Origin of the sequence: Luteibacter sp. UNCMF366Tsu5.1, from assembly GCF_900119235.1 — a bacterium.
GTDB lineage: Bacteria > Pseudomonadota > Gammaproteobacteria > Xanthomonadales > Rhodanobacteraceae > Luteibacter > Luteibacter flocculans.
The window spans coordinates 335,289-353,643 of record NZ_FPIS01000002.1 but is presented as its reverse complement, the minus strand read 5'-3'; the positions used below and the strand labels follow the sequence as shown (position 1 = coordinate 353,643).

Here is an 18,355-nt window from a genome sequence, read left to right as displayed (position 1 = left end):
CGACATGTTTCCTCGTCCGTCGCTTTATCGTCTGCTGGGCACGCTCGCCATGGCGACCACCCTCGGAGGCAGCGCTGCCGTCGCCTTCGAAGCGCCCGCCGCCTGGTCGGTGTCACGACAGATGATCGTCGTCACGACCGACGACTGGAACGCCGACCACGGCGTGCTGCGTGCCTATGTGCGCGAAGGCGCGCAGTGGAATGCGGTCGGTCCTGCCGCCGACGTGACCATCGGCAAGCGCGGCAGCGCCTGGGGCATCGGTCTGAACCCGCCGGAGCGCGATGGGCCGGTCAAGAAGGAAGGCGACGGACGCAGTCCGGCCGGCGTCTTTCGGATCGGGCAGGCCTTCGGTTATGCGGAAAGCGCACCGACGGCACTCGCCTACCGCGGCCTCACCGCGTCCGATTACTGCGTGGATGTCGACAGCTCGCCTTACTACAACCAGATCGTGGATGCGCGCGATGTGGGTGAGAAAGCGGTTGCCGGTGCCACGGAGCCCATGCGTCGCGACCTGCACTTCAACGGCGACCATGCGTATCGCATCGGCTTCGTCATCGAACACAATCCCGACGGACGCAAGGGCCGCGGCAGCTGCATCTTCGCCCACCTGTGGAAGTCGCCCACGACGGGGACCGCCGGCTGCACGGCCATGACCGATGCAACGATGGAACGCCTGCTCGCCTGGCTCGATCCATCGAAGAAGCCGGTCTTCGTGCTGTTGCCGAAACCCGAGTACACGCGCCTGCGCGAGGCCTGGAACCTGCCCGCGCCATGACCGCCACCCAACGCATCCTGCTGGGTCTCGCACTGGGTGCCGCCACAGGTATCGCGCTCGCGCACTGGGCGCCTGGCGCGGCCATTCGCGTCGCCGACGCCGTGCAGCCGCTGGGGAAGCTGTGGCTCAGTGCGTTACAGATGACGGTGGTTCCGCTGGTGCTCTCACTGGTAGTGGTTGGCGCCAATACGGCCACGGATGCGGCGGCATCCGGCCGCATCGCACGACGCGCGATCGTCGTGTTCCTGCTGCTGCTTGCCCTCGGCGCCGCCGTGGCCGCCGCGACAGCACCCGCGTTGTTCCTGCTTTTCCCGCACAGCGACACCCTGCGTAGTGCCCTGGACGCCACGACGGGCCATCTTCCAGCGACCACACCCATCGGCTGGTCCGAGTGGCTGGCGGGCGTGGTGCCCACGAACGCGGTCATGGCGGCCGCCGAAAGCGCAATGCTGCCGCTGGTGGTGTTCGCGATGTTCCTGGGTTTCGCGCTCACCCGCATCGCACCCGAGCGGCGCGCACTGGCGGTGGAGTTCTTCCGCGCCATCGCGGATGCCATGATCGTGGTCGTTCGCTGGGTGCTGCTGCTGGCGCCGTTCGGCGTGCTCGCACTGATCCTCGCCGTCTGTGCGCGGGCCGGCCTGCACATGCTCGGCGCACTCGGCGTCTACGTGCTGGTCGAGTGCATCGTGTACCTGCTGGTGACCGCGCTGATGCTGGTCGTGGCACGCATCTGGGGCCGCGAACCGTTCGGCCGTTTCCTCTCCGCCATCGCACCCGCGCAGGTCGTCGCCGCCAGCACGCAGTCGTCGCTTGCCTCGCTGCCCGCGATGATCGAAAGCGCCGATCGTCGCCTCCGCTATCCGAAGGCGATCACGTCGCTCGTGCTGCCGATGGCCGTGTCGTTGTTTCGCCTGACCAGCCCCGTGCAATACATCGTCTCGGCGAGCTTCATCGCATGGGCGTTCGGTATCGATCTGGGCGTCGCACAACTTAGCGCGGGTGCCGCGCTGGCCGTGGTCATCAGCCTCGGCTCGGTCGGCCTGCCGGGTCAGGTGACCTTCATCGCCACCAACGTATCCGTCGCGCAGGCGATGGGCCTGCCGATCGGACCGCTGGGGCTGATGCTGGCAGTGGATACGCTGCCCGATACACTGGCGACGCTCGGCAATGTCACTGCCGATCTCACTGCGACGAGCGTCGTCGCAGCGCAATCCCTTAAGGACAAGGCATGAAAGAATCCGCTACGGACGTCATCGTTATCGGCGCCGGCATGGCTGGTGCGTCGCTCGCATGGTTTCTCGCACCGCATCTGCGCGTCACGATGCTCGAACGCGAGCCGTTTCCCGGTTTCCACACCACCGGCCGCTCCGCCGCGCATTTCAGCGAGAGCTACGGATCGGCGCAGGTGCGCGCACTGAGTCGCGCCACGCGTCCCTTCCTGGCGAGTCCGCCGGAGGGCTTTGCCGCCCATCCGTTGCTCCAGCCGCGCGGCTCCCTGGTGATCGGCGGCGCGGAGCAGGCTGAACGCGTACACGCCGAATACGAGGCGGTGCGCGCATTCACCCCGTCGCTGCGCTGGCTGCGTGATCAGGACATCGCCGCGCTCGTGCCGGTGCTGCGTCCGACGTCGGCGCACGTGGCGTTCTTCGAGCCGCATTCCGCTGACATCGACGTCAACGAACTACACCAGGGCTTCCTGCGCGGTGCAAAAGCGCATGGCGCGCTGCTGCATGTCGATACCGATGTGGCCTCGCTGCAACGCGATGGCAGCGATTGGGTGGTCAACGAACGATGGCGGGCGCCCGTCGTGGTGAACGCAGCGGGCGCGTGGGCCGACGAGATCGCCCGCCTCGGAGGCGTGTTGCCGATCGGGCTCGAACCACGGCGTCGTTCCGCGTTCACCTTCGCCGCGCCCACAGGCATCGATGCCAGTGGCTGGCCTTTTGTCGTCGATATCGACGAGACCTTCTATTTCAAACCCGACGCGGGCTTGATGCTCGGGTCCGCAGCCAATGCCGACCCCACGCATCCTCACGACGTGCAGCCGGAAGCATTCGACATCGCCCTGGGCATCCACCGCATCGAGGAAGCCACCACGATGACCATCGCTCGCCCGGTTCGCACCTGGGCCGGGCTGCGCAGCTTCGTTGCCGATGGCGATCTGGTGGGCGGCTTCGCACCCGATGCCGACGGCTTCTTCTGGCTTGCCGCACAAGGTGGCTACGGTATCCAGACCAGCGCAGCGATGGCTGAGGCGTGCGCCGCCATGATCATGGGACGTGCGCTGCCTGCGCACCTCGTGGATGAAGGCATCACGGAAGCCATGCTGGGCCCTGCGCGGTTACGCGTATAGCCGAGTACCCCACGCGATCCAATGATCGCGGTACCGAGGGACATGCCCCTCGGTACCGCCATGTCCTGCACGACGCAAGCCGCACCACTCAACGCATCAGAAGTCGTACGACACGCTCAACCTGCCATAGCGTGGCTGCTGTCGAGCGGTGATCACGCCGTAGGCCGGTTCGGGCAGACCGGGGCCAGCCTCCGAGTACGGATACTTCTGCAAGGCCCGGCGCTCATTGAGCAGATTGAACACGTTGGCGTTAAAGGCAAGCTTCCCTTCGCCGAACGAGGGTCGCCACGTCAGACCGAGATCGATTTGACGAATCCAGGGAAGCCGTCCCTGCGCGCCCGGCGGGGAAGGTTCGCCGTCGCAGAAGTGGTAGTTTCCCTGATAGCCCGCCGGATCGGTACGATCTGGGCCGTAAAAGCCAAGGCAGTGTCGCGGCGTACCCGACACGAGACTCACGTTGGCCGAGGCCAACCATTCCGGCGCGATCTGCCAATAACCGAACACCTTGAACTGGTGGGTGTGATCGTTGCTCTGCGGGCCATTGGTATGTTCCATGATCTCCGCGTTGTCCCAGTCCTCGCTTGTGGACGCAGCGGTCTGGTTGAGATCGGATCGAAGCTGGCCTTCCGTATTGCCGTAGCTACGCGAGAACACATAGCTCGCACGCGCGTACCAGGTGCCGTCGAAGGGATGCTCCAGCAACAGTTCGAGGCTGTAGTACTGACGCTTCAGCCCCTGAAAGCCGAGCTCCTTGTTGCTGATCGGCACTTCCACGTGGTTGCCCGCCGTATCGAGCAAGGTGAAGGTATTCGCCCGGCCCGGGTTGAACAGGTAGCAACTGTTGACCTGGTTCGTGTCGAGCGACAATCCGAGCGACTGACCCTTGGCGACGATGCGATCGATGTCGCAATAGTCGTCGATCGCATTGCGAAGCTTACGGTAGGTGAGCTTGGCGCCGTATACCCAGTCGCTGCCAAAGGTCTTCGTGAAGCCAAGGATGTATTCGTCCTGGTTCTCCGCCTTCATACCCTTGGCGGCCACGGTCTTCGGGTCCGGCAATTGTCCGAAGTAATTGTTCGAGGACACGGGCACGCCAGGGGCGATTGCCGTGAGCCCGGTGGGCTGTCCATCCGCAGCGATGCCCGTATAGGTGAAGTACTGCGACGTGGACAACGCGCCACCTGCCGCATTCAGCGCCGGGTTCAACGGCAGCCCGAGGTAGTAGCGGCCGGCGTTACCGTAGACCTTGAACGTCGCATCGCCGAAGACGTCCCAACTGAAGCCGAGTCGTGGCGCCCACTGCGGTGAGGTCTGCTTGATGTAGACCTCGCTGTCGGCGTTGTAGTTGGTGAACTGGTCATTGCGCAGGCCGAGCGTCAGCAGCCAGCGATCGGTGACCTGCCACGCGTCTTCGACGTATTGCGCCTTCTGGCTCGAACGCACGGTGGCGAGACTGGAAGACACGCCGCGAATGACGTAGTAGCCCTGTTCGCCGCCCGGATAGTTGCCCGGCGCGTCCACGCCGAGCCCGGTGGAGATCGGCAGGTTCGGCGACCCCTGGCCGTAAGTCCAGATGTAGCCGGGGCCGGAACTGGCGGTGCCCTGGTCGCGTGCGCGCGCCTGCTGATTGTCGATACCGGCCGTTAGCGTGTGGTCGCCCAGCGTGTAGTGAACGTCGAAACGCGTGTTGGTGGTTTCGTTGCCGCGATTGGGGTTCGCCAGCGACGATACGGTCTGTCCGTTGTCGCGTGCGACCCCGCCCGTATAGGCAGGATTCTGGAAATCCTGTCCTGCGATATACACGGCGTCAGGGTTATAGCCCGAAGGTGACACGTAGTTGACCGTACGCATCTTGCCGTACTGGGCGCTGATGGTCAGGTTGTCGGTGAGGTAGCCTGTGTATTTCGCGGTGTAGACGTCACCGCCAAATTTTTCGTTGTTCGCACCGGAGAGACGCTCACCACGCACGCGATTGGCGTAGTCGTAATCGTAGATCGTGCCCGAGCGCTCGGTCTTGTCGGACGCGCCGGTGACCTCGACGATGTTGCTGTCGTTGATGTTCCAATCCAGCTTGGCGTACCAGCGCGGAAGTTGATAGCGATAGGAGCGATCGGGCGACTGCGGCAGCGTCACATTGCTCACTACGTCGCCCGTCTGCCTCTCTACTTCGGCAGCCGCGAAGAGGAACAGCTTGTCCTTGATCAAGGGGCCGCCTGCATAGAGGCTCGCCGTGGTCGAGGTCACCGAATTGGCGCTATTCGGTGCATAAAGCCGGCCAGCTCGCGGCTGCGGCGGAAGTCCGTTGGTGTAGTAGCTGTCCTTCTCGCTGGCACGCAACCCGTTCGGCTCCCAGATGAGCTGCGCGCCGCCATGCCACTCGTTGGTACCGCGCTTGCCCACGACATTGATCACGCCGCCGTCGGACCGACCGTACTGCGCGCTGTAGCCGCCGGTATACACCTCCTGCTGCTCGATCGCGCCGTAGGGAAGCGAGATGCCACCGAAACCACGGAGCGGGTCGGTCGTATTGAAACCGTTGACGTAGTAAGCGTTCTCGCTGGCTGCCGATCCACCGAATGACACCAGCGAGTTACCGGTCGCGCTCTTGTAGCTGCCGCTGTTGTCCACCGCGCCCGGCGCCAGCAGGGCGATGGCTTCGGAACTCCGGCCCAACGGAAGCTTGGCCAGCTGCTGCGCCGTCACGACGGTACGCGAATCCACCGTCGAAACGTCGATGGGAGGCACGGCATTCGCGACGACGCTTACACCACTGAGATCCTGCGCCGTCGACGGCACGAACGACACCTCCACACCGGAGCCCACGCGCAAGGCGACGTTGTCGCGGCTCTGTACCGTGGCGCCCGCATGTACGACCGACACCGTATAGGTACCCAACGGCAGCTGCGACACGGCATAACGGCCACGCGCGTCCACCGGGACCTCACGCGTTAGACCCGTATCGTTCACCACGCGAACCACGTCGCCCTCGCCGGCTTGCACCTGGCCATAGATGGAGCCCGTGGTGGACTGCGCCAACACACTCCCCGAATACGCGGCAAACACCGCGGCGGCCAACAGCGACCGCTGCCACACCCACTTGTTCATGAAACCCCTTGATCGTTGAAGAGAGGCAAGCCCCGTCCGCATCGCCGTCCCCTTGCGAGGGCGATGGTTCGATCGCAGTGACCTGCCACTATGCGGACACGCTGGCCCGCTGCGCCTGCGAGGCGCGGTTGATCGTTATGACGTCAGAAGAGCGCCGTCCACCCAACAACAAGGGCGAGGCGAAGCCGCCGATTCAGCGGCAGGGACAACATCGCGCGAGGCAATGACGCGCGTGTGCGATTCGGGACATAACGAGTTGTGGGTGACGCATGACGACCCCTCGTTTTATTGCTGCGGTGCGACACCGTAACACGGTTCAATATGGACGTGTCAAGCGTTTGGACGTCTAGACGGCTTCGCATGTCAAGGATATGGATGCGAGGGTCGAGGCTTACCCGTCCGCGACTCTTTGGCCGAACGCGCCGTGCGCCATCGCCTTGGACTGGCAATAGTTGTGGGAGCCGCTAATAGCGGCGAGGACATTCCACCTCACCGCCTCCGTGCTCCGTGGGCTTCTCGCCGCTATAGCGGCTCCCACACGTCCAGGAGATTCCAACCAAAAAAAACGCGGCCAGAAGGCCGCGCTTTTTCTTCGCCGTGATGCTGGCGAGTTTTACTTCATCAGACCCGCGAGAGTCTTGCCGAGATCGGCCGGAGACTTGACCGTGGTCACGCCTGCCTTCTCGAGCGCGGCGAACTTCGCCGCCGCCGTGCCCTTGCCGCCGGAGATGATCGCACCGGCGTGGCCCATGCGCTTGCCCGGAGGTGCCGAAGCGCCAGCGATGAACGAGACGACCGGCTTCTTGACGTACTGACCGATGAACTCGGCAGCGTCTTCTTCGGCGCTGCCGCCGATCTCGCCGACCATGATGATGCCCTCGGTCTGCGGGTCGTCCTGGAACAGCTTCAGGCAGTCGATGAAGCTGAGGCCATTGATCGGGTCGCCGCCGATGCCGATGCAGGTGGACTGGCCGAGGCCTTCGTTCGTGGTCTGGAACACGGCTTCATACGTGAGCGTGCCCGAACGCGAAACGATGCCGACCTTGCCCGGCTTGTGGATGTGGCCCGGCATGATGCCGATCTTGCACTCGCCCGGAGTGATGACGCCGGGGCAGTTCGGGCCGACGAGCACGACGTCCGGGTGCGACTTGAGCACGTTCTTCACGCGCATCATGTCGAGCACGGGAATGCCCTCGGTGATGGCAACGATGACCTTGATGCCACCGTCGATGGCTTCGAGGATCGAGTCCGCCGCGAACGGCGGCGGCACGAAGATCACCGAAGCATCGGCGCCGGTCTGGTCGACGGCGTCACGCACGGTGTTGAAGACCGGCAGACCGATGTGCTCGGAACCGCCCTTGCCCGGGGTCACGCCACCGACGATCTTGGTGCCGTAGTCGATCGCCTGTTCGGCGTGGAAGGTACCCTGCTGTCCGGTGAAGCCCTGGACGAGGACCTTGGTGTTCTTGTTGATCAGGACGCTCATGTTGCTTTCGCTCCTCAGGCCGCGGCGGCCACGGCCTTCTGGGCCGCATCGTTGAGATCGTCGGCCGGCGTGATCGCCAGACCCGAGTTGGCCAGCAGTTCGCGGCCCTTCTCGACATTGGTGCCCTGCAGGCGCACGACCACCGGAATCTTCAGGCCCACTTCCTTCACGGCGGCGATGATGCCTTCGGCAATCAGGTCGCAGCGCACGATGCCGCCGAAGATGTTGACCAGGATGGCCTTGACCTTGTCGGACGAGAGGATGAGCTTGAACGCCTCGGTGACGCGCTCCTTGGTGGCACCGCCGCCGACGTCGAGGAAGTTGGCCGGCTCGCCGCCTGCCAGCTTGATCACGTCCATCGTGGCCATCGCGAGACCGGCACCGTTGACCATGCAGCCGATCGTGCCGTCCATCGTGACGTAGTTGAGGTTGTGCTGGACGGCGGCCGCTTCGGCGGCGTCTTCCTGGGTCAGGTCGCGCATCGCGGCGAGGTCCGGGTGACGGAACTCGGCGTTGTCGTCGGAATTGACCTTGCCGTCGAGGGCGGCGAGGTTGCCGTCTTCGAGGATGGCGAGCGGGTTCAGCTCGACGAGGGAGAGGTCCTTCTCGTTGAACAGCTTGTACAGGCCCAGCATGATCTTGACGAGCTGGTTCACCTGCTTCGGATTCAGGTCCATCTTGAACCCGAGATCGCGGCACTGGTACGGCTGCAGGCCTTCGACGTAATCCACCACGATCGTGTGGATGTCTTCCGGCGTATCGTGGGCCACCTGTTCGATGTCCACGCCGCCATGCTTGGAGGCGATGAAGGAGATCGACTTGGTGTCGCGATCGGTGAGGATCGAGAGATAGAGTTCCTTCGCGATGTCGGTCGCGTCGGTGACCAGCACCAGGTTCACCGGCAGCGCACGGCCGGCGGACTGGTAGGTTTCCATGTTGGTACCGAGCATGCCCTTGGCGGCGGCACGGACGTCATCGAGGCTGCGGCAGAACTTGACGCCACCGGCCTTGCCGCGACCGCCGGCATGGATCTGGGCCTTGACCATCCACTGCGAACCACCAAGGTGCTTGGCGGCGTCGACAGCGGCATCGGGAGAGTTGGCAATCTTGCCCGGCGGCACGGCGATGCCGTACTTCGCGAACAGTTCTTTGGCCTGGTACTCGTGGAAATTCATTCGATACCTCGAGCGAACGGGAGAAAACGTGTGAAAGCGCGCCGGCGGTGAGACCGGTACGGGGAGGGGGGATCGATTGCGCGGCTTTACGCAATACAGCCGCGCATTTTCCCGGAAGGCGCCCCGGATGGAAAGGGGCGGTGCGGCAAGCCCGGGGCCGCGGGCCCGCAGGAAGCCTGCCGGGGCGGCTTGCCGCGACCCGCGGGGCCCCTATACTGGGCCCTCACTACGGCCCGAGGGGCCCACGGCGGAGAAGCACCCGGTGTCAACGCCCGCGTCGTCCAGCGCCCTTCGAATCAGCGCGAGCCAAGGCACCGCGCGCCACGAATTGTTCTTTTTCAACTACTTCCGCCTGGGCCAGGCGGCGGTCTATACCGCGCTGGCCTTCCGGCCGGAACACATGAACTGGCCTGCGCTGCCCGAGCCGGTCTTCGCCCGGCTGTTCGCCCTGGCCTATCTGCTGGCCGCCCTGGTGCTGGTCGCCCGCACCCGGCGCACCCTCCACCGGCCCGTCCTGATCGTCTCGATCGGGCTGAGCCTCGACATCGTGGCCGCCCTCCTGGCGCTGGTGCTGATGCATGACGTGCGCATGGGCGTGGCGATGATGCTTGCGGTGAACATCGCCACCGGCGCCCTACTGCTGCCCTTCCGGTTATCGATGTTCTTCGCTGCGCTGGCCACGCTAGGCATGCTCGGGCACTCCTTCTTCGACCTCGCCATCGTCGATGTCAGCGATCGCGAGTTCGCCGAGTACGGCCTGTTCGGCGCGGCCTACTTCGCCTGCGCGTCGCTGTGCTACGTGCTCGGTCGCAACATCCGCGCGTCGGAAGCGCTGGCCGAACAGCGCGGCATCGATCTGGCCAACCTGTCGCAGGTCAACGAGCTCATCATCCGCCGCATGAAGACCGGCGTGCTGCTCGTGGACGAGGGCAATCGCATTCACCAGCTCAACGAGTCCGCATGGATGCTGATGGGCAATCCGTCGGCCGACCAGCGCGACCTGGGCACGCTCGCGCCGGAACTGTCGCGCCGCCTGTATCACTGGCGCACCTCCGGCAAGCTCGACGAGAGCGCCACCATGCTCGCCGACGGCACGCCGGAAGTGGTGCCGCGCTTCACTCGCCTGGCCCCCAACGACGATTCGCACGTGCTGATCTTCCTCGACGACACGTCGCTGGTGTCACGCCGGGCGGAAGAACTCACGCTCAGCTCGCTCGGACGCCTCTCGGCGTCGATCGCGCACGAAATCCGCAACCCGCTGGCCGCCATTCACTACTCGGCGCAGTTGCTGGCCGAATCCACCGACATGAACGATACCGACCTGCGCATGGTCGAGATCATCAACAACCATTGCTCCCGCCTCAACGAGATCATCGAGAACATTCTCCAGCTCTCGCGCCGCGAACGCTCGCGCCCGGAAACGCTCGACCTCGGCAAGTGGGTGCACCACTTCGTCACCGAATACCGCCAGGGCAACGACCTGGGCCTGGACATCCTGCGTGCCGTCTCGGGCAGCGAGCCCGTCGCGGCCGTGGCGGACCCGCAGCACCTCCAGCAAGTCATCTGGAACCTGGTGCAGAACGCCCTGCGCTACGGCCGCATGCCGGGCGAACCGGCGCGCGTGATGCTGGTGGCGCGCCACTCCGAGGCGGGCATCCCCATTCTGGAAGTGATCGATCGCGGCCCGGGCATCCCGCCCAAGGTCGCCGCGCAGATCTTCGAGCCCTTCTTCACAACGCACGAATACGGCACGGGACTGGGTCTTTACCTCGCCCGCCAGATGACCGAGGCCAACCAGGCGGCCCTGGAATACGTGCGGGTGGCCGGCGGTGGAAGCTGCTTCCGGATCAGCCTCACCCCGCCCGCCCGCACCGCTGCGGCCGCCCCGATGGCGGCGCAGGCGTGAGCCACGCCCTTTGCGTAACCGGCCCGGGCGGTTACATTTGACCCATTCACCGAACTTTCGGACCCAATGAGCAAGCAGACCGTACTGGTCATCGACGACGAACGGGACATCCGCGAGTTGCTGACCATCACACTCGGTCGAATGGAACTCGACGTCGACGCCGTGGGGAGCGTCAGCGAAGCGCGGAGCGCATTGGCCGCACGGCGCTATGACCTGTGCTTCACGGACATGCGGCTGCCCGACGGCAGCGGCCAGGAAATCATCGAACTGATCGCAGCCAGCTTCCCGGACATGCCGGTGGCGATGATCACCGCCTATGGCAACGTGGATGCGGCCGTGAACGCATTGAAGGCGGGTGCCTTCGATTTCGTCTCCAAACCGGTGGACATCCATCTGCTTCGCCGCCTCGTCCGCACCGCCCTGCGCCTTTCCGAGGAACGCAAGGCGGAGGCCGGCAACAAGGGCACGCCGGGGGCCGACCGGCTCATCGGTGAGTCGCCGGCCATGAACGAGGTGCGCGCCAAGATCGCCAAGCTGGCGCGCAATCAGGCACCGGTCTACATCGCGGGCGAATCCGGCGTGGGCAAGGAGCTTGTCGCGCGCCTCATCCACGAAATGGGCCCGCGCTCCGCGGGAGCCTTCGTGCCCGTGAACTGCGGTGCCATTCCGTCGGAACTGATGGAGAGCGAATTCTTCGGCCACCGCAAGGGCAGCTTCACCGGCGCACATGTCGATAAGGAAGGCCTGTTCCAGGCCGCCCAGGGCGGCACCTTGTTTCTCGACGAAGTGGCCGAGCTGCCCCTGCATATGCAGGTGAAGCTGCTGCGCGCGATTCAGGAGAAAGCCGTTCGGCCGATCGGCGGGCGCGATGAGATTCCGGTGGACGTGCGCATTCTCTCGGCCACGCACAAGAATCTGGCTTCTCTGGTCGAGCAAGGCCTGTTTCGCCAGGACCTGTTCTATCGCATCAACGTGATCGAGTTGCGCGTGCCGCCGCTGCGCGAGCGCCGGGGTGACGTTCCACGCCTGGCGGACTTCATCCTGCGCCAGCTCGCTACGGAATCCGGCGGTGCGCCGGGGCGCCTGCGTCCGGAAGCGCTGGCCGCGCTGGAGGCCTACCCCTTCCCCGGCAATGTGCGCGAACTGGAGAACATCCTCGAACGCGCCATGGCCATGTGCGAGGGCGAGACCATCGAGGCAGATGACCTCATGCTGCCTCAGCGCATGCCGTCGGCTGCACCTTCGCTCGCGACCGCCGTGGAGGCCACGCTGGTCGCTGCGGCCACACAACCGGCGCGCAGCGCACCTGCCGCCGATGGCTCACTCGAGGATTACATCTCCAACATCGAGCGCGACACGATCATCAAGGCGCTGGAAGAGTCGCGCTACAACAAGACGGCGACGGCGAAGAAGCTGGGAATCACCTTCCGCGCATTGCGCTACAAGTTGAAGAAACTCGGCATCGACTGACGCACGAGCCGCCGGGAGCGAAGCGCGCCCGGCGGCCGTCGTCATAGCCACTGCTATAGGCCGGCTGCCTCCCCTTCAGTCGCCGGCATCACGAGCCGCATTTGCTTGGCCGTCCGGAGATCGCGAACCAGATCGTCCACGGTCGCATATACGGTTCCGTGAATCCCCGGCCATTCGGCCCGGTCGACATAGAATCCTCCCACGTCCTCATGGATTGCCGTCCGCAGGATTTCGTTCCTGCGGTTACGGTGATAGATCACCGGCGGCGCCTGCTCGCCCTCCAGCAGAAGGACGAATTCGCCGGGCTTCTCCAAACGGCGCGCACTCGCGGGAATGTCGGACGGCGACATGTCCGGCATGTCCAGCACATGCAGCACGCGTGATGCGTCGTCACCCAGGATGGGCATCTCGACCACGAAATCGGAGCGGAGCATGTTGGGGTCGCGGCCCCGAACTGGATTCTCGACGAGCACGCCCGGATCAGGGCCGATCGTCATCGGATTGCCTGCCGGAACATCGACCGTCCGAATCCCGATAGCGCCGGTCCGTTCCGCAACACCTGCGATATCGGAATAGGTACTGGCGTGCCTGGTGTCGACGAGGGCGACCCACTTGCCAGGCGACTGCGCCTGGTAGGCATCGATGACCTGTTGCGCCTGATAGGGCATCGCTATGTCGCGTGCGTCAGTGAGCGATACGCCGTACAGCCTGGTACTCACGATTTGATCGGCGGCAACGACTCGGACACCGTGTTTCTTTGCCACCCTTACAACATCTGAGAAGGTGTAGCGCGTGTGCCGCTCCCTGAGATGCGATGGTTCCAACCGATCCAGGCGGGCCTTCAGGTTCGCCGGCATCGACTTGCGCTTTGGCAGGGCGAAGAAGGCGTCGAGCTCGACCTGGTCGACGTCGTGCAGAAGGCCCTCCACGTAGAGGGTCTTGACGCCTTGCTTCCGAAGCACACCCATGTTGTCGACGAGAAACACCCTGCCTCCGATGTCTCCCGGTCCTTCACCCACTACCACGCCGTCCGCCGCCTTGTAGAGCTCGCTCATCGCCTCGCCTGGACTCATGCCGTCAAGGCTGGCGGGAATAGAAGGTCGAGACGGCCTGGGCACGAAGTGAGGGCTGCCCACTGCATGTGGAGGTACCTGCTCTCCGGCAAACGCGTTCACCCGCGCGGCCGCGAGAAATTCGTTGCGACGCGCCATGAATGCTTCTCGGGCACGCTGGCTATCGGCAGGAAGGGAGACGTAGTAGTCCGAGTCCGTCCAACGCATGACCTTCATGAATGGCTGATCGTACAGAGGCATCGCGAAGGCAAGCGTGGGCGGGGCTGGCAGCTCGCCCTCGAGGGGAGCATAGGCTTGATCGGTGACCTTGCTGACGGCCTTGCCGCCGCCAAGCAGACCGGCCTCGTCACGCTGCCACCGCCCCTGCCGGTAGACGACCAGCGCACCGGGCCCGTAAGGACGGGCCGGATCGCGCACGCGCACGCTGGCCCAACCGTTATGGGAGAACACTTCGAAGATCCGACCGTCGTCGACGATATGGACCCTCCCGCGATACTCGTAGAACTTACCTGAGATCGCTTTACCTGGACGATTCGGCAGGGCACTCAACTGGTCGATGTCGACGTCGAGCCTGGACAACGCCGGGCTCAGTGTACCGTCGTATCGGAAATGCCCGGCATGGCGAGCGGCAGCGTCGATGGCCTCCTTCGCCTCGTCGACACTCGAGAAATGTGTCTTGCGCAGCAGCCTCAACAGCGCTTTAGGCTGAAACGTCGTCAAGCCCGCACTGGCGCCCTTGCCGACATCGATCGCATCGAGCCACAGGAACGCCACGTCGACCAGGGCTTCGTCTTCCCGGCCACGCAGCAGCTTGTCGACGGCACCATAGGCATCCAGCCCCATAAGAGCGGCCGTGCCGGCCGTGCACACAGCGGCACCTGCGCCCGCAGTGGCCGCCGCGCAGATAACGCCCATGCCGTAGCGGACACCCTTCAACGACTGTTCCCAGATCACCTCGGCCTTGCTCGTTGTCACGGAGGCCGCATTGCTTATCGCATCCTTGATGACCTGATCGCATTCCGCCTTGAAATCATCGATCGGCGCGAAAGAGGTATAGAAATAGCTGGGTGTACGGGCCGCCCTGATCGCCTTGTCGAGCTTGGGCTGGTCCTCCGCCCGTGCCCTCGCCACGAAGTATTCCTTGAACGCGTCGGTCCGGATGATCTCCTGAAAATAGGCGTCGTTCTTGTAGAGCGTTCGCCCAAAGGGCCCGTTGGGCACGAAGACGAATGTGTCGCCCTTTCCGCTCGCGGATGTCTTGGAGATCGCCAGCACACCGGGAATGCGTGTGCCGGAGATCATGAAATGCGCCAGTTCGACATCGGCCAGGCCGATGCTCATCGGCAGGCCATCCAGCACGCCTTTCAGCCATGGGTAGTCGGCGAGATCGATATTGCCTCGGGAATACTCGACGTCCAGTGCCATCTGCATGTCGAGGATCTGCATCGCTACGCGGAGATCGCTGGCCTTCGCATAGCGGGGGTCACTCGGATCGAGCAGCGCGCTCATCGCCTCGATGTAATTGTCACCCGCGTAAGTGCTACGGAGGTTTCGTTCGACGGCCGTCTTGATCTCGCTCGTATTCAAGCGCGCAGCGAGCGCGGCATCCCTCGCGGTGAGAGTGGCATCCTGCGCGAAGTTGTTGCTCAGGGCCAAGAGGTTGTCGCCGTGCTCCCGATAATCGCTCAAAACCCAGTCCGTCCAGGGCCGTTTCCGACCATTGAACTCGATGACGATGGTATCCGCATCCACACTTTCATCAACGGCGATAAGTTGCTCCGCGCGGAAGAACCTCGTCAATTTCTCGCTCTCGCGTCGCCGCGTAAATTCGCGCAGCGTCGGCATGTGCATCTCGTTGAACGCGGTGTACTCGTCCATGATGGCTCGATAGCGCGTCACGAGAGACGGAAGCCCGGGGGCCTGGGCGAGCCTTCGTATGTCCTTCGCCATCAGATCGATCCGCGCCTTCGTCCACGTGCCGATGTTCGTCAGAAAATCGTGGCTGTCGTAGGGTTGGAACTGAAGATTATTTCGCCATAGCGATGGCTTGTCGCATAGGTCGTCGAAGAACTTCGTGATCGGCGTGCCCTCGCCCGGGCCGGCCGCGGCAAGGACGACGTCGCGAAGTGCCCGCGGCGTGTTCGACTCACCCGCCGTCTCGCTTCCCATGGACGATGGCCTCGCGGGACACATGCCTGGCATCTCACCGGCGATCTCCTGGCTCATGCGCTTGATGTCCAGGTATTGGTATAGCTCCTGCTGGCTGCCGACCGATAGCGCTTCCTGCTCTTGCGGTCGATAGAGCACCACACCATCCTCATTCCCCTGCGCGTCGCGCTTCACGAACACCAGCCATTGCGGCAGCGAGACGGAGACGCCACCCGTTTCCGTGGAGAACCTGAGCGTGCCCATGTCGACGTCGGCAGCGCCGTTCATGGCGGCGCGAACGATATCGTGCCCCTTGATCCATGCATCAAGGCCGCCCGTGAGATGTCCTTGCGCGTCCGCCTCGACGATCGCCTTCCGGAGTTGCGTTTCAAGCAACGCGGCGTACACCGATTCCAGCAACGGTTGCTGCGTGTCGAACTCGGCGAGCCGATCGGCGGCGGAGATTCGGCAGAACGGCTGCGCGAGCAAGGCGAGCAAGGGCTTCCTCTCCGCCTCGGCAACGAGGTCGCCGTCGCGCCGTACGACCGCCATCGCGAAGTCCATCTCGGGATCGGCACGCAGGCAGGCATCCGTCAACGACCGCACGTGATGGGTAGGTACACGAACGTCGCCGACCTGAATCACGCGGGCCAGCGACACCTGGTAGTCGTCAGGCGATCCACTGAGACCCGCCTCCGAAAGCGCGGCCTCTAGCTGATGGCGTACCGCGTTGTCGGATGTCGTGCGGACGGCCTCAAGCTCGACGTAGCGCCGGCCGAGATTCTGCACGTGCCCGAGCCACTCCGACTGGGTGGCCTCCGACGCGCGTTGGAACCATTCCATCCCAGGAACCTTGCTCCAGCGCTCTCGCAATGCCTGGAGTACGAAACGCCGGTCGTTCGCGTCCTCCTCGGTCTCGCCTTCGTCGTCGTGATCGACGTCCTCCATGGCCAAGCCTTCCGAGCCTGAGCGCATAGATCCGCGGGGTTCGTTCCCGGATGCCGCGGATGGGTAGGCCGACGACAGGGAATCCACGTCGCCCGTGGCGTGGACAGACGAGACGACGAACGAAAGCGCAATCGACAACACGAGAACGCGGTGTTTTGGTGTGAAGCGGGGTGGGTGCATATCAATCCTCCTTGATGCGGGGAGGATCTTATGGGTGCCGCCCTGAGGCGTATGTACGGCTATTGAGACAAAGCAGGTAATGCTTGCCCGAATCGCCACCCGCTGCGCTTAAGCGCTTTAGCCCGCCTTCAGCGCCTCGCGCACGTCCCGCAGCAATACCTTCGCCCCCGAATGCAGGAAGACGACCTGTCACTGTCCGCCGGTCAGTTGGAATACGAACGGCCACATGGAACTACCGCTGTTGTTCGGCCCGCCAATCGCTGCGACAAGAATGTTTCCCTTCGAATCGATGAGAAGGTGCCGCATGTAGTTGACCTGGGCGCCCTTCCCCTTGAACCGTCTTGCCCCGCCGTCACCAAAAGTGAGGTCCCGCGAACCTGACGGCTGGAAACGCGCCACCAAGAGCTCCGAATCCGTCACGAGGCTTTCGCTCACACCCCCACCGACAACGATCTTGCCGTCGCCTTGGACAGCGATCCCTCCACGAAAGTCCGTACCGTACTCTCCCATGACGCCGTAGAGGAGGAATTTCCCGCGATTGAACGTGTCGAGAGGTTTCCCAGAAGCATCAAGACAGGCCAGCAGGCCGAACCTCTGATACGTCGTCCCGGACACGGTCGTCAGGGCTCCGCAAACTGCAACTCCGCCATCCGGAAGGCTTGCCGCGTGGTCGAAACTCATCTGATAGAGATTTTCAGGGGCGACATCCGCAGCGTCAGCGTCGAAGAATGCATATCCGTCGTCGCCGAACGAGCGATCGATGGAACCGTCCTGATCGAACCGCCAGGCCACCAGTCGCCGATCGGGAACCGCCGTGACGTCGTAGAATTCGCCGAGAACCGTCACTCGGGCATCGCTACCAACGACGATGGAAGTCGCTCCCCACTGTCTGTAAGCCCACTCGCCATCGGTCACGTAGCCCGTACCGTTGAAACGGGTATCCAGCGTCCCGTCCGACTGCAAACGCATCAATGCATAAAAGGGTCCGTTACCGGTACCAAGCAGGCAGTAGAAGGTTCCATCGCCCGTGGCCGCGAATGCCGTTCCAGAGCCAGCAGCCTGACCATGTTCTGCGACATCGGATGCCGCCTTGGACGAGGTCGATTCACTCGACGAACCAGGCACTTCAATGCGGTGGATGATCTTACCGCCGTCGCCGAAGGTCGAATCGAGTTCGCCCGCTTCGGTGAAGCATATCAATGCGACCTCAAGGCGACTGTCGACACTGTCCTTCACCGCGGCGAGGACACCCCCGCCCTCGCGGACCCACAAGCCGATCGGCTCACCGAAGCGAATCTCGACGAATTCCGCTATCCACCCGCCACGTCCAAAGCTAGTGTCCACGTCACCGTTACGGGCGGTGCGCGCGACGAATAGCGTACTGACGTCCATACCGCTTTCAACGTTGGCCAGGTAGATCCATTCGTCTGACGGCACCGCCATGCGCGGACGAGTCATGGGCTGCGGAAACGGCAGCAGGAACTCGTACTCGGTGTCGCCCGGCGCTGTCTTCCCAGCCTGGGTGGCAGGCACTTTCTCTTGACGCTCCATCATCGCCTCCGTGCAATGCGTGGTGGTCGAAACGACGACCTACCTGCACTTGAGACTACGCTGCCCACGCAGCATGCGCGAGGTCGCGATATGAGGGTCGACTCAGAGCTTATTAAGGAGATTCAGCTACCTGGCCGGAAAATGCATAGCGATTGGCAATAATCGCTGTCTTGGACGCGAGGTTG

The 18,355-nt window shown here is 63.8% G+C and carries 11 protein-coding genes; 6 read left to right on the top strand and 5 right to left on the bottom strand.

Going from position 1 to position 18,355, the window contains the following annotated elements:
- Positions 1-4 precede the first annotated feature (4 nt).
- The 3 genes from BT115_RS10730 to BT115_RS10720 are packed head-to-tail and all read left to right on the top strand — an operon-like array spanning position 5 to position 3,128.
- On the top strand, positions 5-775 hold the full coding sequence (locus BT115_RS10730) for a L,D-transpeptidase family protein (RefSeq protein ID WP_072322605.1): 771 nt from the start codon (positions 5-7) through the stop codon (positions 773-775).
- Entirely contained in the window at positions 772-2,007 is a 1,236-nt protein-coding gene (locus BT115_RS10725; protein ID WP_072322604.1) for a dicarboxylate/amino acid:cation symporter, read from the top strand. The genes BT115_RS10730 and BT115_RS10725 overlap by 4 nt, the downstream gene beginning before the upstream one ends.
- Positions 2,004-3,128 carry an NAD(P)/FAD-dependent oxidoreductase gene (locus BT115_RS10720; RefSeq protein WP_072322603.1) on the top strand — a complete coding sequence of 375 codons (1,125 nt, stop codon included), beginning with the start codon at positions 2,004-2,006 and terminating at the stop codon, positions 3,126-3,128. Before BT115_RS10725 ends, BT115_RS10720 begins: the two co-directional genes overlap by 4 nt.
- Positions 3,129-3,224: 96 nt before the next feature.
- On the opposite strand, the gene BT115_RS10715 is transcribed toward BT115_RS10720, so the two are convergent.
- From BT115_RS10715 to sucC, 3 genes are all read right to left on the bottom strand, one after another.
- Positions 3,225-6,233 carry a TonB-dependent receptor gene (locus BT115_RS10715; RefSeq protein ID WP_072322602.1) on the bottom strand — a complete coding sequence of 1,003 codons (3,009 nt, stop codon included), beginning with the start codon at positions 6,231-6,233 and terminating at the stop codon, positions 3,225-3,227.
- A 613-nt stretch (positions 6,234-6,846) separates the two neighbouring features.
- Positions 6,847-7,719, bottom strand: coding sequence for a succinate--CoA ligase subunit alpha (sucD, locus tag BT115_RS10710; protein WP_072322601.1), 873 nt, complete (start codon positions 7,717-7,719; stop codon positions 6,847-6,849).
- Between the two features lie 14 nt (positions 7,720-7,733).
- On the bottom strand, positions 7,734-8,894 hold the full coding sequence (sucC, locus tag BT115_RS10705) for an ADP-forming succinate--CoA ligase subunit beta (RefSeq protein ID WP_072322600.1): 1,161 nt from the start codon (positions 8,892-8,894) through the stop codon (positions 7,734-7,736).
- A gap of 262 nt (positions 8,895-9,156) precedes the next feature.
- Between sucC and BT115_RS10700 the strand changes: the two genes are divergently transcribed.
- Both BT115_RS10700 and BT115_RS10695 read left to right on the top strand, forming a co-directional pair.
- Positions 9,157-10,800, top strand: coding sequence for a sensor histidine kinase (locus BT115_RS10700; protein ID WP_072322599.1), 1,644 nt, complete (start codon positions 9,157-9,159; stop codon positions 10,798-10,800).
- 66 nt (positions 10,801-10,866) lie between these two features.
- Positions 10,867-12,270 carry a sigma-54-dependent transcriptional regulator gene (locus tag BT115_RS10695; protein WP_072322598.1) on the top strand — a complete coding sequence of 468 codons (1,404 nt, stop codon included), beginning with the start codon at positions 10,867-10,869 and terminating at the stop codon, positions 12,268-12,270.
- A 53-nt stretch (positions 12,271-12,323) separates the two neighbouring features.
- Here the strand turns inward: BT115_RS10695 and BT115_RS10690 are convergent, their stop codons facing one another.
- Entirely contained in the window at positions 12,324-15,779 is a 3,456-nt protein-coding gene (locus tag BT115_RS10690; RefSeq protein WP_143144535.1) for a membrane-targeted effector domain-containing toxin, read from the bottom strand.
- A gap of 54 nt (positions 15,780-15,833) precedes the next feature.
- Here BT115_RS10690 and BT115_RS18450 point away from each other — a divergent pair, with 54 nt between their 5' ends.
- Positions 15,834-16,205 (top strand): hypothetical protein, encoded by a 372-nt coding sequence (locus BT115_RS18450; RefSeq protein WP_143144534.1) that lies wholly within the window; start codon positions 15,834-15,836, stop codon positions 16,203-16,205.
- A gap of 603 nt (positions 16,206-16,808) precedes the next feature.
- Here BT115_RS18450 and BT115_RS10685 read toward each other — a convergent pair.
- Complete coding sequence (locus BT115_RS10685; RefSeq protein WP_083527416.1) at positions 16,809-18,173, bottom strand: hypothetical protein; 1,365 nt, start codon at positions 18,171-18,173, stop codon at positions 16,809-16,811.
- Between the last annotated feature and the right edge of the window lie 182 nt (positions 18,174-18,355).

Excerpts from the sequence above, each read along its gene's own strand:
- BT115_RS10730 (WP_072322605.1), top strand. The coding sequence starts at position 5 with ATGTTTCCTCGTCCGTCGCTTTATCGTCTGCTGGGCACGCTCGCCATG.
- BT115_RS10725 (WP_072322604.1), top strand. The coding sequence starts at position 772 with ATGACCGCCACCCAACGCATCCTGCTGGGTCTCGCACTGGGTGCCGCC.
- BT115_RS10720 (WP_072322603.1), top strand. The coding sequence starts at position 2,004 with ATGAAAGAATCCGCTACGGACGTCATCGTTATCGGCGCCGGCATGGCT.
- BT115_RS10715 (WP_072322602.1), bottom strand. The coding sequence starts at position 6,233 with ATGAACAAGTGGGTGTGGCAGCGGTCGCTGTTGGCCGCCGCGGTGTTT.
- sucD (WP_072322601.1), bottom strand. The coding sequence starts at position 7,719 with ATGAGCGTCCTGATCAACAAGAACACCAAGGTCCTCGTCCAGGGCTTC.
- sucC (WP_072322600.1), bottom strand. The coding sequence starts at position 8,894 with ATGAATTTCCACGAGTACCAGGCCAAAGAACTGTTCGCGAAGTACGGC.
- BT115_RS10695 (WP_072322598.1), top strand. The coding sequence starts at position 10,867 with ATGAGCAAGCAGACCGTACTGGTCATCGACGACGAACGGGACATCCGC.
- BT115_RS10690 (WP_143144535.1), bottom strand. The coding sequence starts at position 15,779 with ATGAACGGCGCTGCCGACGTCGACATGGGCACGCTCAGGTTCTCCACG.
- BT115_RS18450 (WP_143144534.1), top strand. The coding sequence starts at position 15,834 with ATGTCCTTGCGCGTCCGCCTCGACGATCGCCTTCCGGAGTTGCGTTTC.
- BT115_RS10685 (WP_083527416.1), bottom strand. The coding sequence starts at position 18,173 with ATGATGGAGCGTCAAGAGAAAGTGCCTGCCACCCAGGCTGGGAAGACA.